The sequence below is a fragment of the Neorhizobium sp. NPDC001467 genome (assembly GCF_050275975.1).
In the GTDB taxonomy this organism is placed as follows: domain Bacteria; phylum Pseudomonadota; class Alphaproteobacteria; order Rhizobiales; family Rhizobiaceae; genus Neorhizobium.
Genome location: NZ_JBNNPS010000001.1, coordinates 631,289 through 645,658, shown reverse-complemented (window position 1 = coordinate 645,658; position 14,370 = coordinate 631,289). Strand labels below are relative to the sequence as shown.

The following is a 14,370-nucleotide window of genomic DNA, read 5'->3' as shown; positions in this document are numbered from 1 at the left end:
CCGATAACCGATAACCGATCGGAAATCCGGAACAAATGATCCGCCAAACAACTTCTCGCTGGCGAAGGAGTTTGCGATGTTTCACCGTTCCCATACCCTGCCTCTGCCTGCTCCGCTCCACGATCGGCTCGATCGTGCCGCCATCGGCCTTCTTGGCAATCGCGGTCCAAAAATCGACTTTTCACAGCCGCGCGGCGAGCCGGCGCTTGTCCCGGCCGATTCGGTATCGTGGATCGTCTTCAAGAACCAGATTTCGATGTTCATCGGCGGCGTAGCGGCCGTGCTTCTGGAATTTGCAGAACCTAAGGTGCGCGACGGCGTGTGGCAGCACAGTTCGTTTCGCTCCGATGCGCTGACGCGGCTGCAGCGCACGGGACTTGCCGCGATGGTAACGGTCTACGGCGCCCGTAGCCAGGCGGAAGCCATGATCGCCGGCGTGGTGCGCCGTCATTCCAAAGTCGAGGGCATTACGTCGGGCGGTGAAGATTATCACGCCAACGACCAGGAGCTTCTCGATTGGGTCCAGACCACAGCCGGTTTCGGCTTCATGGAAGCCTATCATCGCTATGTGCGGGCCTTATCCCTGGAGGAGCGGGACGCTCTGTTTCGAGAGGCCGAACCGGCAGCCAGGCTCTACGGCGCCGTGGGCGCACCGAAATCGCAAGCCGAACTCGAGGCACTGTTTGCATCGAAACGCGACCGGCTGGAGCCGTCGCCGATCGTGGAAGAATTTCTGACCATCATGCGCGACGTGCCGGCTCTGCCCGGCCCGGTACGCCCGTTGCAGGGACTGCTGGTCAAGGCGGCGGTGGAGATCCTGCCGCACTGGATCAGAAACCGTTTGGCGCTCGGCAAGGAATGGTCGCTCGGCCGGCTCGAGCATGCGACGGTCGCGCTTGCCGCCCGCAGTGCCGATCGTCTGCTGCTGCGCTCCCTGCCGCCGGCACAGGCATGTCGCCGTCTTGGCCTGCCGGACGACTATCTCTACCGCCCCCTCGCAGCCTTGCGCGCGTGAAAACTATTCCTCCGGCTCGGTGGTGAACATCAACGGGAAATCCGCCGCCTTGGCGAGATCGACGGCCTCCTGCGCCTTGGTCTCGGCCACATCCTTGGCCGCGACCATGACCACGCTCACACCCATCTTGTGCGCGGTCATCATCACCCTATAGCCGGTCTCTTCGCTCATGCGGAAAACGGCCTTCAGCACCATGATGACGAATTCGCGCGGCGTATAATCGTCATTGACGAGGATCACCTTGTAGAGTTTCGGCCTCTCGACCTTCGGCTTTGCTTTCGTTGTCGGTTTGAGCGTGGTGTCGCCGGCCATCGGCATCTCCTGATGATGACGTGCCTCTCGGGCATGAAAACGATGCGTATTCGCAAGCTTCAATAGTGCAGCAATATGACGGTGTTACCTTGCGCCGAGCAGCAGGCGATGCCATCCCGTCTGGAATGAGCGATCCGACGTGACGATCGAAACGGCCGGGAACCTGCCGCTACGCCTTGGTCCATGCCATGCGGGGAAGCCTTCACCGCGCCACTCCTTTTGCTTCCCGCATCACGCCAGCTCCAGGCCAAATCGGCAACCAGCCATCGGCACGTCGCAGCACGACCGGCTTTCGAACGGCCCGGTGTCCAGCGTTTCGGGACCATGCCTGTCGAGGGCCCCAACGCGCCGGCCGGGGACAGTCACCATCGTCACGGTCGGCAGTCTCTCATCCTGAAAGTAGGTGATCCGAGCCCTGCCCGCAAGAGAAGCGACCGGCCGCGCTCTTGACCCTCACGGCGCTTTCCCCCATAGCCTGCCCTCACGTTTATTCAAAGATACGGGTTCCCGGCCATGGGCTTCAAATGCGGTATCGTGGGCCTGCCGAATGTCGGCAAGTCCACCCTCTTCAACGCACTTACCAAGACGGCTGCTGCACAGGCCGCCAACTATCCCTTCTGCACGATCGAGCCGAATACCGGCGAAGTGGCCGTCCCCGACGCGCGCATGCAGAAGCTGGCAGCGATCGCCGGCTCGAAGGAAATCATCCCGACCCGCATTTCCTTCGTCGATATCGCCGGTCTCGTTCGCGGCGCTTCGAAGGGTGAAGGTCTCGGCAACAAGTTCCTGGCCAATATCCGTGAAGTCGATGCCGTGGTGCATGTCCTGCGCTGTTTTGAAGACGACGACATCACCCATGTCGAGGGCCGCATCAACCCGGTCGGCGATGCCGATACGATCGAAACCGAACTGATGCTCGCCGACCTCGAAAGCCTTGAGCGCCGCGTCGAACAGACCCGCAAGCGTGCGACCGGCAAGGACAAGGAATCGGTCGCCCAGCTGCCGGTGATGGAACAGGTCATCGCGCTTCTTCAGGACGGCAAGCCCGCACGTCTCCTCCTCCAGACACTGGCGCCCGAGGAGATCGACATTCTCAAGGGATTGAACCTTCTGACCTCGCACCCGGTGCTCTACGTGTGCAATGTCGCCGAAGGCGATGCCGTCGATGGCAACGAGCATACGCGCGCGGTTGCCGAAATGGCAAAGGCGCAGGGCGCGGAATGCGTCATCATCTCGGCCGCGATCGAATCCGAGGTCGCGCAGCTGCCCGAAGAGGAAGCCCGGGAATTCCTGGGCGCGCTTGGACTTGAAGAGGCCGGTCTGGACCGCCTCATCCGTGCCGGCTACAACCTGCTTGACCTCATTACCTATTTCACCGTTGGCCCGAAGGAATGCCGTGCCTGGACGATCCGGCGAGGCACCAAGGCGCCGGCCGCCGCCGGCGTTATTCATACCGATTTCGAACGCGGCTTCATCCGCGCCTTCACCATCGGCTACGACGACTACATTGCCTACAAGGGCGAAGTCGGCGCCAAGGAAGCCGGCAAGGGCCGCGACGAAGGCAAGGAATATGTCGTCAACGACGGCGATGTGATCCACTTCCGCTTCAACACGTAAGATAGAAGCACCGGGCATGGGCGGGATCGAGTTTCATTTCGAGGATTTCGAACCGGGGCGCATCTTCGCCCTGGCCAGTGCCCCGGTGACGGCGGAGGCGATCATCGCCTTCGCCTCCGAATTCGACCCGCAACCAATGCATCTTAACGAGCAGGCCGGCCGAGCCAGCATTCTCGGTGGCCTGTCGGCCTCCGGCTGGCACACCGCAAGCCTGTTCATGCGCATGATGTATGACGGCTGGCTGTCGCGCTCTTCCTCCGAAGGCTCGCCCGGCATCGACAGCATGGAATGGAAGAAGCCGGTTCTGGCCGGCGATACGCTGTCCGGCCGTTCCACGGTCATCGAAGCCCGCCCGCTACGCTCGAAACCCGGCATCGGCCTCGTCAGGTTCCTCCATGAGGTCGAGAACCAGCGCGGCGAAGTCGTCATGCGCGGCGAAAACCCGATCATGATGCGCCTGCGGGGAGGTGATCCCATGAGGCTGATCGCGCTTTCCCCGCCTGGCGAAAAGGTCGTGACCGGCACAATGCTGTTCACTGCGGAAGATATTATCCGCTTTGCCCGGCAATTCGATCCGCAGCCTTTCCATGTCGATGCGGACGCCGCCAGAAATTATGTCTTCGGTGCGCTCTGCGCCTCCGGCTGGCATACCTGCGCAGGCTGGATGAAGACGTTTCTCAGCTATTGGGCAGCAGAAAGCGCCCGTCTGATCGCTGCCGGTCAGGTGCCGCCGAAACTCGGTCCCTCGCCCGGCTTCCAGAAGCTGCAATGGCTGCGCCCGGTCTATGCCGGCGACAGCATCACCTATGCGGTGACGCTGATCGACAGCCGGCCGCTGGCGAGCCGCCCCGGCACGTTCATCAACCGAACGATCAACGAAGGCGTCAACCAGAATGGCCAGCCGGTCATGCGCTACGAGGGCAGCGTGCTGGAATTCGAATAGGAATGTCGGCTGACGTTCGGTGCCGCAAGCATCCGCCCGGGCGAACCGTCAGTGCCCGGAAAATTCCGCCAGCACCCGCACCTCGACCCCCAACGCTTCGAGCTTCTTGCGACCGCCAAGATCCGGCAGGTCAATCACGAAACAGGCGGAGACGACTTCCGCACCGATCTGGCGCAGCAATTGCACGGCGCCCACGGCCGTGCCGCCCGTCGCGATGAGATCGTCGCAAAGGATGACCTTTTCACCCGGTCTGACGGCATCGACATGGATCTCCATCTCGTCGGTGCCGTATTCCAGCGCATAGGCCATGCTCACCGTCCGATAGGGCAGCTTGCCTTTCTTGCGGATCGGCACGAAGCCGGCCGAAAGCTGATGCGCCATGGCGCCGCCGAGAATGAAACCGCGCGCTTCCATGCCCGCGATCTTGTCGACGCCGAGGCCTTCATACGGCTTCACCAGTTCATCCACTGCCAGCCGAAACGCCGTGGCATCGCCGAGCAGTGTCGTGATGTCGCGGAAGATGATGCCGGGCTTGGGATAATCCGGGATCGAGCGGATGGCGGCGGACAAGATGGCACTAGAATCTGTCATGTTTACTCCGGCAATGACAACCGCCCTCCCTTAGCAGGAAAGTCCCCGTTCAACATCCATATTTTGGTGCGGTAACGGATGTGACGACGAGGTGCGCCGTTCTCTTGGACGGATCCGCGCGCGCCTCTGGCGCCGTACCCAGGAACGCGCAAGCGTGATGCTCTCGATTGTCCAGGCATAAAAAAGGCGGCCGAAGCCGCCTTTTTTTGATCCGTCCACAAACGGTCAATGCTCCCTGCTCGCATAGACCGCTTTCTTGGTCAGGTAGATCAGGATGGTGAAGATGGCCAGAAACACCATGACCATGAAGCCGGTGCGCTTGCGCTCTTCAAGATGCGGTTCGGCAGCCCACATCAGGAATGCGGAAACGTCCTGGGAATACTGGTCGAGCGTCTGCGGTGTGCCATCGTCATAGGTCACCTGGTCGGCCGATAGCGGTGGCGCCATGGCGAGTGCCGCGGCATTGGCGAAATAGGGATTGTAATGTGTGCCTTCAGGAACCTCCGTCCCCTGCGGCGGCGTCTCGTAACCGGTCAGCAGTGAATGGATATAGTCGGGGCCGCCCTCCTGATACTGGGTGAACATGTCGAAAATGAACTGCGGGAAGCCGCGCGTAATGCCGCGCGCCTTTGCAATCAGGGACAGGTCGGGTGGAGCGGCCCCGTTATTTGCCGCAGCGGCGGCCTGTTCGTTCGGGAAGGGCGACGGAAAGTAATCGGAAGGCACGGCCTTGCGGGTGAACATCTCACCTTCGTCATTCGGCCCGTCCTGCACTTCGCGGGTGGCGGCAAAGGCCTTTACCTGCGCTTCCGAATAGCCGAGTTCCTCCAGCGTGCGGAAGGAGACGAGCTTCATCGAATGGCAGGCGGAACAGACTTCGGAGTAGATTTTCAGGCCACGCTGCAACTGGCCCTTGTCGTAATGGCCGAACGGGCCGGCAAAACTCCATTCCATCGCATGCGGGTGCTTGATCGGATAATGCGGGGTGGCGCCGTGTTCCTCCGCCGGGGTTCCGCCAGAAGCTTCGTTGGCAGATCCGCCAGCGGCAGTGCCGTGGTTTTCCTGCGCCGCGGCCGGGAGGCTGGCAATTCCCGCCAGAAGGCCGAGCGACAGGAAGCACATGGTCAGCTTTTTCATGATGATTTTCCTCTCGCTGGCTCAGGCGACCGTTTGCGCTTTCGGCGCACCGCTCTTCTTTTCCAGAACGGCCTCGGTGATCGAATTGGGAATGCGCCGCGGCGTCTCGACAAGACCGAGAACCGGCATGATGACGAGGAAGAAACTGAAATAGTACAGCGTCCCGAGCTGCGAATAGCCGACATAGTTGCCCGCCAGATCGCCGCCGAAGATGAGGCCGATGAGGCCGCTGCCCTCGGCCGGCATGGCGCCGAGCCAGCCAAGCAGGACGGCATTGACCACGAACAGCCAGTAGAACAGCTTGTACCAGGGACGATAGACCGCCGATCGAACCTTCGACGTATCCAGCCAGGGCACGAAGAACAGAATGATGATCGAACCGAACATCACCAGAACGCCGCCGAGCTTGCTGTCGATCGGACCGATATTGAAGGTGATGGCACGCAGCATCGCGTAAAACGGCAGGTAATACCATTCGGGAACGATATGCGCCGGCGTCTTCAGGGCGTTTGCCGGAATGTAGTTATCCGGATGGCCGAGATAGTTCGGCATGTAGAACACGAACCAGGCATAGACGATCAGGAAAATGGAAACGCCGAAGGCATCCTTCAGCGTCGCATAGGGCGTGAACGGGACCGAATCGGTCTTGGTCTTTATCTCGACGCCGGTCGGGTTGGTCTGACCGGTCACATGCAGCGCCCAGATATGCAGGACGACGACGCCGGCGATCATGAAGGGCAGGAGATAATGCAGCGAGAAGAAGCGGTTGAGCGTCGGCTGATCGACGGCAAAGCCGCCGAGCAGGAACTGCTGGATCCATTCACCCACCAACGGGAAGGCGGTGAAAAAGCCGGTGATGACGGTCGCGCCCCAGAAGGACATCTGCCCCCAGGGCAGGACGTAGCCCATGAAGCCGGTCGCCATCATCAACAGGTAGATGATCACGCCGAGAATCCAGAGGATTTCGCGCGGCGCCTTGTAGGAGCCGTAATAGAGGCCGCGGGCGATATGGAGGTAGACGGCGATGAAGAAGAAGGACGCCCCGTTGGCATGCATGTAGCGCAGCAGCCAGCCATGATTGACATCGCGCATGACCTTTTCGACGGAGTCGAAGGCGCCGACCGTGGAGGCGGTGTAATGCATGGCAAGCACGACGCCGGTGAGGATCTGCACGATCAGCATGACCGCCAGCATGGCGCCGAAGGTATAGGCATAGTTGAGGTTGCGCGGAACCGGATAGGCCACGAAGCTGTCATAGATCATGCGCGGCAGAGGAAGCCGCGAGTCGACCCATTTCTCGATGCCGGTGGATGGCTGGTAGGACGAATGCCCGCTCATGTGATGATCCCCTTATCCGATCGTGATGACGGTATCGCTCGTGAAAGCGAAGGTCGGGATCGCCAGGTTCTGCGGCGCCGGACCTTTTCGGATGCGGCCTGCAGTGTCGTAATGCGAGCCATGACAGGGACAGAACCATCCGCCGAACTCCCCGGCCTGGCCGAGCGGCACGCAGCCTAGATGGGTGCAGGAACCGATCATCACGATCCAGTTCTCCTTGCCCTCGCCAGCCGAGCGGTCGATGCCGGTCGCTTCGGCCTCGGCGCCCAGATTGGCGTTGCGGGCGACCGGGTCCTTCAGGTCGGCCAGCGCGACTGCATTGGCCTCTTCCACTTCCTTCGGCGTGCGGTTGCGGATGAAGACGGGTTTGCCGCGCCACTTTACCGTCAGCGACATGCCCGGCTGCAATGCCGCCACATTGACCTCGATAGATGCCAGCGCCAGAGTGGACGCGTCCGGCCGCATCTGGTCTATGAATGGCCAGGCCACGGCGATCGCGCCCACCGCACCCGCCATGCCCGTCGTCAGGTAGAGAAAGTCACGGCGAGTCGGCTCGCCGGACGTCTGTCCGTTCGATGTGTTTTCACTCACGGTATTACCATCCTCTCACGCATCCCGATCAACCGCACGAAGCCTCCTCCAGGCTGGGTCGAAACCGCGTCCACCATAGTGCGAACAACGAGTCCCCAGCAAGTCGGCGCAATACGACCTTTGATCGCAGATAAACTCCTGTTTTGGCAAGGGCCGCAGCCGGCCGGCCGCATGAAATACAGACCGGTCGCGCCAAGCTTGCCGGCCTCCTGTCCCACCGCGTTTGCAGGCTGCCGAAACGGCTGTGTTTCGCCAACGGATTCAAGACCTAACGGGATTGCAGGCGACGATGGCTAAGGCTTCGCGCCATGCGTGTTGCAACGCACAAAGGCTTCGTGCTACCTCGGGGAGTGACCGGCGACTTCAAGGCGAGAGCACATGAAACACACGATCTCCGTCGCCCTCTGCGTCATTGTGTCGCTCGTCCTCGGTGCGATTGCGACCCGCTACCTGCATCCAAGCTGGATGCTCGCCACTCTGCACAGCCTGCAACTTCACGCCGCTCTCGCCTGTGCCGTCCTGATGATCGTCGCGCTTATCGTAAGCCGCAATGTCGTTGCCGCTGTTCTCTTCATCGCGGCGATCGGCTTGGCCGTTCATGCCTGGATCATGCCGAACGCTTTCCATGCCGATCCGCCGCCATCCGGCAGGTCGATCAGGCTGATGCATTTCAACATTCTGGGTGAGAACCAGCGCAACGGCGAGCGCATCTACAGGGCGATCGTCGAATCCGGCGCCGATATTGTCAACATCATGGAGATGCCGCCGCTGGCGCCCTATCTGGCCGAGCTCGACAAGGTCTATCCCTATCGCATCGGCTGCGGCAGGGTGACGAATGTCTGCGACATGATGATGCTGTCGAAACGGCCATTGACGAACCTGAATGTCGGTGGCCTGAGCGAACTGCGCCAGGACCGGTTCATGCTGGCCGATGTCGATGTCGATGGCACGATCGTGCACGTGGTCGCCATGCATGTCAGCAAGCCCTATTTCGACGATTACCACGAAACGGAGCTGGCAAACGCTGCCCGCATCATCAACAATCGCAAGGGGCCGCTGCTTCTATCGGGCGATTTTAATGCTTCCAGCACCGCGCCGGACATGCAGGATTTCATGCGCTGGACGGGCCTCAGGACCATGACCCCGGAAATTCCCACATGGCCTGTGCAGCTCGGTCGTTTCGGGATCGCCATCGACCACGTCATGGTGCGCGCACCGCTTACCATGAAATCGGTTGCCCGTATTCCCGATGCAATGGGGTCGAACCATTTTGGCCTGACGGCGGAATACGTCATCCCCGACAAACCCTAGATTTTAGACCAGACCGAGAAGATCGCACGGGACATTTCTTTAAGAGGCTGTTGTTGCGATGCGCCTTCCCTCTCCCACAATTCGCGCCGTCGCCGCTCTATCGGTGACGCAGTTGATCGGCTGGGGTGCAACGTTCTGGCTACCCGCCGTCACGGGCCAATCCATGGCCGGGGATCTCGGTGTTGCCCTGCCCGTGATCATGGCCGGGCCAACCGTAATGCTCATCGTCATGGCTGCCATATCGTGGCCGCTCGGCGGATATTTCGAGCGTTACGGAGCCAGACCGATCATGACTGCCGGTTCACCGCTCGGAGCAATCGGGCTGCTGACTTTGGCCTCTTCCGACAGCCTGCCAGTTTATTTCCTGGCGTGGATCATTCTCGGCATTGCTGGCGCCTGCATGCTGACGACGCCGGCACAGATTGCAGTGGCGGAAATTGCCGGCGACGGGGCGCGACCGGCATTGAGCGTGCTGATACTGGCGGGTGGCCTCACATTGACCATCGTCTGGCCGCTGACCGGAATCCTTCAGGCGGAATGGGGCTGGCGGCCGACGACCGCGCTTTACGCCATTCTCATGATGACCGTTTGCACCGCGCTGCATCTCACAACCCTTGCGCGGCAACCGAAGGAAAAGGCCGGCGCCACGGCCATAACCGAACCGCCCAGCGTGGATCGAGTCCTTTTCGTCATGCTGGCCGCGAGTTTCGCCGCCAACGGCTTCTTCACCTGGGGATTTGCCCTCACCATCATTACTCTGTTCGAGGCCGGCGGCCTTGACCATGCGAGCGCGCTGAGTGCTGCCGCCCTGATCGGTGTCGCTCAATGGGGTGGACGCATGATCGATTTTCTGGGCGCCCACCGCTTTTCGGGTTTTGCGGTCGGTCTGTGTGGCGCCGCTCTCTTCCCGCAAGCTTCGTTGTTCTTCTGACGGCCAGCAACCTTGCCGGTGCCATGCTATTTGCTTCACTTTATGGTCTGGCAAGCGGAGTGACCGCCGTTAGCCGCGCGACCATGCCGCTGCAGATTTTCCCGCAGGGCGCCTACGCCCGGGCCGCAGCAGGCCTCGCCGTTCCGCTCAATCTTTCCTTTGCGGCCGCGCCGCCAATATTTGCCGCCATCATGACGTCAGCCGGCCCGCATGCCGCATTATGGCTGGCTTTCACCTTGTCGATCTTTGCCTTCGTCATGCTGCTGACGCTTTTCCTGCGGCATCGGCAAACCTCGCCCTAGGCTTCCGCCCCGAGAAAACCGCCTGACTGCCGCTCCCAGAAGGAGGCGTAAAGCCCGCCGCGTGCGATCAGTTCCGCATGCGTGCCTTGCTCGACGATCCGCCCGCCATCCATGACGATCAGCCGGTCAAGAGCAGCGATGGTCGAAAGCCGATGCGCGATGGCAAGCACCGTCTTGCCTTCCATTAGTCTATCGAGATTCGCCTGGATCGCCGCTTCCACTTCCGAGTCGAGCGCGGAGGTCGCCTCGTCGAGCACGAGGATGGGTGCGTTCTTCAGCATTACGCGGGCAATGGCGATACGCTGCCTCTGTCCGCCCGAAAGCTTGACGCCGCGTTCGCCGACATGCGCATCAAACCCGGTTCGGCCATGTTGATCCTGAAGCCGTGCAATAAATTCATCCGCCTCCGCACGTTTCGTCGCGGCCAGCAATTCCTCTTCGCTGGCACCATCACGACCGAACAGAATATTGTCCCGGATAGAGCGGTGCAGCAGCGCCGTGTCCTGCGTCACCATGCCGATCTGTCGGCGCAGGCTGTCCTGCGTGACTTTCGCAATATCCTGTCCATCGATCAGGATGCGGCCGCCTTCCACATCGTAGAAGCGCAGGAGCAGATTGACCAGCGTCGACTTGCCGGCGCCCGAGCGGCCGACAACGCCGACCTTTTCGCCCGGACGGATGTCCAGGGATAGGTTGTCGATGACGCCCTTGCCGCGCCCATAGTGAAAGCTGACCTTGTCGAACACGATGCCCGGCTGGCTGACCGATAGCGTGCCGGCGTCTGCCGCATCGACGAGGCCGATCGGCTGCGAGATCAGTTCGGCGGCATTTTGCACCACGCCGAAATTGCGCATGATGCCGTTGAACTGGGTCATCAGCCGCCCAAGCAGGAAATTGAGCCGCAACACCAGCGCCAGCGTGAAGGCGACGGCGCCCGAGCTTATGCGGCCCGACAGCCACAGGTCGATGCAGAGCGCCGCCATACTGGTGATCATGATGCCGGACAAAAGCGCCATCGACGCCCGCACCCCGGTGATGAAGCGGGTGAACATGATCGTCGTGCGCTGGAAAATCTCGAACCCTTGCTGCATGTAGCGATCATTGGCGTCGTCATGGCCGAACAGGCGCAGCGTCTGGATATTGCTATAGGCGTCGACCATACGGCCGTTGAGCATCGAGGCGGCCTCTGCCGTCTCGCGGGAATGGGTCCGGATCCGCGGCACGAAATAACGCGCCAGAAAGCCGAAGATCAGCACCCATACGCAAACGACGAGCCCCAGCCGCCAGTCGAGGCTACCGACGAGAAACAGCATGGATACGCAGTAAATTCCGACGAACCAGACGCTTTCCATCAGCGATGTCACGAGATCGCCGGCCGATTGCCCGCCCGACCAGACCTTGTTGACGATACGACCGGAAAAATCGTTCTGGAAGAAAGACAGGGATTGCCGCGCGACGTGCAGATAGGACTGCCAGCGCACGAGGTTGTAGAAGCCCGGCGTGATGATCTGCTGGTCGGTCAGTGCCGTCAGAAGCGTCACTGCGAAGCGCACGACGCCGATCAGGATCAGCATGCCGGTCAGTTCCCAACCGTGCTGCGCCAAAAGCCCCGCCCAGCCATCCTCCGGCCTGGTCGTTGCCAGAAGATCGATCAACCGCCCCACGAACCAGAATAGCGCCGCTTCGATCGCCGCCGTCAGCCCACCCAGGACCAGCATGGCGATGAACGGCGTCTTCGCCTGGTTGAGATAGAACCACATGAACCCCAGCGTGCTTGCCGGCGGACGCAAATCCTGCCGACGGGCAAAGGGAGAAATCCAGTTTTCGAAGAAACGAAAGAGACGGGTCATGGCCATGCCAGCGATATAGCGGCACGATGGCAGGTGGCAAAGGGCAGCGCGGCACAGATTTCGCCGAGAATGCATTGGCTTGCAACGGCGCCGCGCATGTCACGCACGAAGGGCGTCGGCCGCGCGCCGACTGTTGGTGAAATCGGCAACGGCGAAACGCCACCACTCGCGTGATGGCGTTTGCGTTGGCGATCGAGATTGTATCAGGCAACCGGCATCGGATTTCGGACATCCTCTAGCGGACGCGATCAGAATTCCGACCAGTCCTCGACGCGCTGTGCGGCGCCGCCGAAGCTTGCAGCCACTTTCTGGCCAAGGGCACGGGCTGGCGAAGGGGCCGGACGCGCATTCGAGGTTGCGCGAACGGGCACTGGCGCGACGGTCGGCGCGGCTGCCCGCGGCGTTGCTTCGCTCAGATTGAACTGGGACAGAAGTTCGATCAGGCCAGCCGCCTCGCGGGCCAGACTGTGGGTTGCAGCCGTGGTTTCCTCGACCATCGCCGCGTTCTGCTGCGTGCCCTGGTCCATGGTGTTGACGGCGGTGTTGATCTCCTTCAGCCCCGTCGCCTGTTCCTGCGCCGTAGTGACGATTTCGGCGACGAGACGGTTGATGTGCTGCACCTCGGAAACGATGACTTCCAGCGCAGTTCCGGTTTCGCCGACAAGTGCCACGCCATTGCGCACCTGTTCGCTGGAACGGTTGATCAGAGACTTGATCTCCTTTGCGGCATTTGCGGAACGCTGGGCAAGTTCGCGCACTTCCTGCGCCACGACAGCAAAGCCTTTGCCCGCCTCGCCGGCGCGCGCAGCCTCGACACCAGCATTGAGCGCGAGCAGATTGGTCTGGAAGGCGATGTCGTCGATGACGCCAATGATATTGCCGATCTCGACCGAAGACTGCTCGATCTGTTCCATCGCGGCAACCGCCTCGCGAACGACGGCGCCGGAATGCTCGGCCCCCGCCTTGGTTTTCTCGACGAGGTGGCCGGCTTCACGGGCACGGCGGCTGGAATCGCTGACGGCCGTCGTGACCTCCTCGAGCGCTGCCGCCGTTTCTTCCACCGAGGCTGCCTGCTGTTCGGTCCGGCGCGACAGATCATCGGCCGCAGCACGGATTTCGTTGGTGCCGGCATTGATCGCATGGGCATTTTCGCCCACCGACAGCATGGCCGCCTCCATCTTGCCCATAGACCCGTTGAAATTGGTGCGCAGGGCTTCGAGTTCGCCGTGGAACGGGGTCGAGATACGGTAGGCGAGATTGCCGTCAGCAAGGTTCGAAAGGCCCGAAGCCAGCCCATCGACGGCCGTCTTCACGTGACCGGCTTCGACCATCTTCTGTTGCTCGCGCACACCGCGCTCATGTTCCATCAGTTCGCGGTTGTCGTCCGCCTGCTGTTCCAGCCGCACCCGTTCGAGCGCATTGGCACGGAAGATCTCGACCGCCGCCGCCATCGAGCCGATCTCATCGCGGCGATTGGAGAACGGGATCGGGCGTTCGTTGTCGCCTCCGGCGAGAAGACCCATCGCGTTGGTAATGGCATCGATCGGCCTCGCAATACGGAAGAACGAAATACCGGCCGCGCCAAGGGCGACGATCGCAGCAAGCGCCAGCGCGCCATAGGTGATGGCGAGCGCCTGATCGTAGGCCGTGTCGGCTTCGGCGAGCGCCCGCTCGGTAATCGTCTGGTTGTTGAGACTGGTGGCATCGAGCGCGTCGGACATGGAGCGCGCAGCGTCCCGCATGGCACCGCGGTAGATCGCCTGCGCCTCCTCATGCCGGCCTGTCTCCACCAGGTCGATGAGGGTTTTGGCCGCGGCATCGTAAGCAACCACGCCGGTCTGCAGTACGGTGAACAGTTCACGGGTCTTGGGAAGCGTGATCAAGTCGGAATACTGCTTCAGAAGCGCGTCGCGCTCGCTCGTACGGCTGGCAATGCTCTTTTCATTGGCCTTGATTTCAACCGCATCATTGGCAAGAAGCAGATCAGCGTAAGACCGGCGAATGGCACTGATGGAATGATCCATCCTGGCGATCAGCGTGTTGCGCGGCAGCCGCTCGCGGCCGATCTCGTGCACCTGCTGCCTCAGCGTGGCCAGCGAGTAAAGCGCCATGCCCCCCTGGGCAAAGGCAATGACGATCACCAGCCCGAACAGAGCCGGAAGAAGAACCCGTATGCGTATCTGTGACAGGTATCGCATGAACATCCCCTGGAAACGCCGAGGGCGTCGGGCCGTTAGGGGAACCGCCTCGACGCCCATTGGCATGCGATTGCAAAATCAACGAAATCGAACCATGCGTTGATATGACAACATTCGAATATAACCATTAACGAACGAATAACGCTGATGACGAGAAATTGCAGAGGATTTCAGTGAAATTCAGGGTAGTGAATTGTTGACGGTCCCTCATATCTTCCCGAATGTCGCTTGAAG

13 protein-coding genes are annotated in these 14,370 nt (G+C 61.2%); 6 read left to right on the top strand and 7 right to left on the bottom strand.

All coding sequences use genetic code 11. The features are described from left to right. Window positions 1-76 precede the first annotated feature (76 nt). Complete coding sequence (locus ACQKKX_RS03295) at window positions 77-1,015, top strand: oxygenase MpaB family protein (protein WP_427568775.1); 939 nt, start codon at window positions 77-79, stop codon at window positions 1,013-1,015. A gap of 3 nt (window positions 1,016-1,018) precedes the next feature. Here ACQKKX_RS03295 and clpS read toward each other — a convergent pair whose 3' ends face one another. Then, window positions 1,019-1,327, bottom strand: coding sequence for an ATP-dependent Clp protease adapter ClpS (gene clpS / locus ACQKKX_RS03290; RefSeq protein ID WP_427568772.1), 309 nt, complete (start codon window positions 1,325-1,327; stop codon window positions 1,019-1,021). A 513-nt stretch (window positions 1,328-1,840) separates the two neighbouring features. Here clpS and ychF point away from each other — a divergent pair. Together ychF and ACQKKX_RS03280 are read left to right on the top strand one after the other, a co-directional pair. Then, window positions 1,841-2,944 carry a redox-regulated ATPase YchF gene (gene ychF / locus ACQKKX_RS03285; protein ID WP_427568770.1) on the top strand — a complete coding sequence of 368 codons (1,104 nt, stop codon included), beginning with the start codon at window positions 1,841-1,843 and terminating at the stop codon, window positions 2,942-2,944. A gap of 16 nt (window positions 2,945-2,960) precedes the next feature. After that, the gene (locus ACQKKX_RS03280) at window positions 2,961-3,887 is read left to right on the top strand and encodes a MaoC family dehydratase (RefSeq protein ID WP_427568768.1); all 927 of its coding nucleotides are present in this window, start codon (window positions 2,961-2,963) and stop codon (window positions 3,885-3,887) included. A gap of 48 nt (window positions 3,888-3,935) precedes the next feature. Here the strand turns inward: ACQKKX_RS03280 and ACQKKX_RS03275 are convergent, their stop codons facing one another. From ACQKKX_RS03275 to petA, 4 genes are all read right to left on the bottom strand, one after another. Beyond that, window positions 3,936-4,478: an adenine phosphoribosyltransferase gene (locus ACQKKX_RS03275; protein ID WP_427568766.1), complete on the bottom strand. Its 543-nt coding sequence runs from the start codon at window positions 4,476-4,478 to the stop codon at window positions 3,936-3,938. 225 nt (window positions 4,479-4,703) lie between these two features. Then, window positions 4,704-5,615 (bottom strand): cytochrome c1, encoded by a 912-nt coding sequence (locus ACQKKX_RS03270; protein ID WP_427568764.1) that lies wholly within the window; start codon window positions 5,613-5,615, stop codon window positions 4,704-4,706. 21 nt (window positions 5,616-5,636) lie between these two features. After that, window positions 5,637-6,953, bottom strand: coding sequence for a cytochrome b (locus tag ACQKKX_RS03265; protein WP_427568761.1), 1,317 nt, complete (start codon window positions 6,951-6,953; stop codon window positions 5,637-5,639). A 12-nt stretch (window positions 6,954-6,965) separates the two neighbouring features. Next, on the bottom strand, window positions 6,966-7,544 hold the full coding sequence (petA, locus tag ACQKKX_RS03260) for a ubiquinol-cytochrome c reductase iron-sulfur subunit (protein ID WP_427568759.1): 579 nt from the start codon (window positions 7,542-7,544) through the stop codon (window positions 6,966-6,968). A gap of 378 nt (window positions 7,545-7,922) precedes the next feature. Here petA and ACQKKX_RS03255 point away from each other — a divergent pair, with 378 nt between their 5' ends. Genes ACQKKX_RS03255 through ACQKKX_RS03245 form a run of 3 tightly spaced genes read left to right on the top strand, consistent with a single transcriptional unit; the run spans window position 7,923 to window position 10,088 of the window. Next, a complete protein-coding gene (locus tag ACQKKX_RS03255; protein ID WP_427568757.1) occupies window positions 7,923-8,855 on the top strand; it encodes an endonuclease/exonuclease/phosphatase family protein in 933 nt (310 codons plus the stop codon). Window positions 8,856-8,913: 58 nt separating this feature from the next. Continuing rightward, a complete protein-coding gene (locus ACQKKX_RS03250; protein ID WP_427568755.1) occupies window positions 8,914-9,786 on the top strand; it encodes an MFS transporter in 873 nt (290 codons plus the stop codon). A 59-nt stretch (window positions 9,787-9,845) separates the two neighbouring features. Beyond that, complete coding sequence (locus ACQKKX_RS03245) at window positions 9,846-10,088, top strand: hypothetical protein (RefSeq protein ID WP_427568753.1); 243 nt, start codon at window positions 9,846-9,848, stop codon at window positions 10,086-10,088. On the opposite strand, the gene ACQKKX_RS03240 is transcribed toward ACQKKX_RS03245, so the two are convergent. Together ACQKKX_RS03240 and ACQKKX_RS03235 are read right to left on the bottom strand one after the other, a co-directional pair. After that, window positions 10,085-11,944: an ABC transporter ATP-binding protein gene (locus tag ACQKKX_RS03240; protein ID WP_427568751.1), complete on the bottom strand. Its 1,860-nt coding sequence runs from the start codon at window positions 11,942-11,944 to the stop codon at window positions 10,085-10,087. The genes ACQKKX_RS03245 and ACQKKX_RS03240 overlap by 4 nt on opposite strands. Window positions 11,945-12,186: 242 nt before the next feature. Then, a complete protein-coding gene (locus ACQKKX_RS03235) occupies window positions 12,187-14,136 on the bottom strand; it encodes a HAMP domain-containing methyl-accepting chemotaxis protein (protein WP_427568748.1) in 1,950 nt (649 codons plus the stop codon). Between the last annotated feature and the right edge of the window lie 234 nt (window positions 14,137-14,370).

Coding starts and splice junctions, on each gene's coding strand:
- ACQKKX_RS03295 (WP_427568775.1), top strand. CDS start 77: ATGTTTCACCGTTCCCATACCCTGCCTCTGCCTGCTCCGCTCCACGAT.
- clpS (WP_427568772.1), bottom strand. CDS start 1,327: ATGGCCGGCGACACCACGCTCAAACCGACAACGAAAGCAAAGCCGAAG.
- ychF (WP_427568770.1), top strand. CDS start 1,841: ATGGGCTTCAAATGCGGTATCGTGGGCCTGCCGAATGTCGGCAAGTCC.
- ACQKKX_RS03280 (WP_427568768.1), top strand. CDS start 2,961: ATGGGCGGGATCGAGTTTCATTTCGAGGATTTCGAACCGGGGCGCATC.
- ACQKKX_RS03275 (WP_427568766.1), bottom strand. CDS start 4,478: ATGACAGATTCTAGTGCCATCTTGTCCGCCGCCATCCGCTCGATCCCG.
- ACQKKX_RS03270 (WP_427568764.1), bottom strand. CDS start 5,615: ATGAAAAAGCTGACCATGTGCTTCCTGTCGCTCGGCCTTCTGGCGGGA.
- ACQKKX_RS03265 (WP_427568761.1), bottom strand. CDS start 6,953: ATGAGCGGGCATTCGTCCTACCAGCCATCCACCGGCATCGAGAAATGG.
- ACQKKX_RS03255 (WP_427568757.1), top strand. CDS start 7,923: ATGAAACACACGATCTCCGTCGCCCTCTGCGTCATTGTGTCGCTCGTC.
- ACQKKX_RS03250 (WP_427568755.1), top strand. CDS start 8,914: ATGCGCCTTCCCTCTCCCACAATTCGCGCCGTCGCCGCTCTATCGGTG.
- ACQKKX_RS03240 (WP_427568751.1), bottom strand. CDS start 11,944: ATGGCCATGACCCGTCTCTTTCGTTTCTTCGAAAACTGGATTTCTCCC.
- ACQKKX_RS03235 (WP_427568748.1), bottom strand. CDS start 14,136: ATGCGATACCTGTCACAGATACGCATACGGGTTCTTCTTCCGGCTCTG.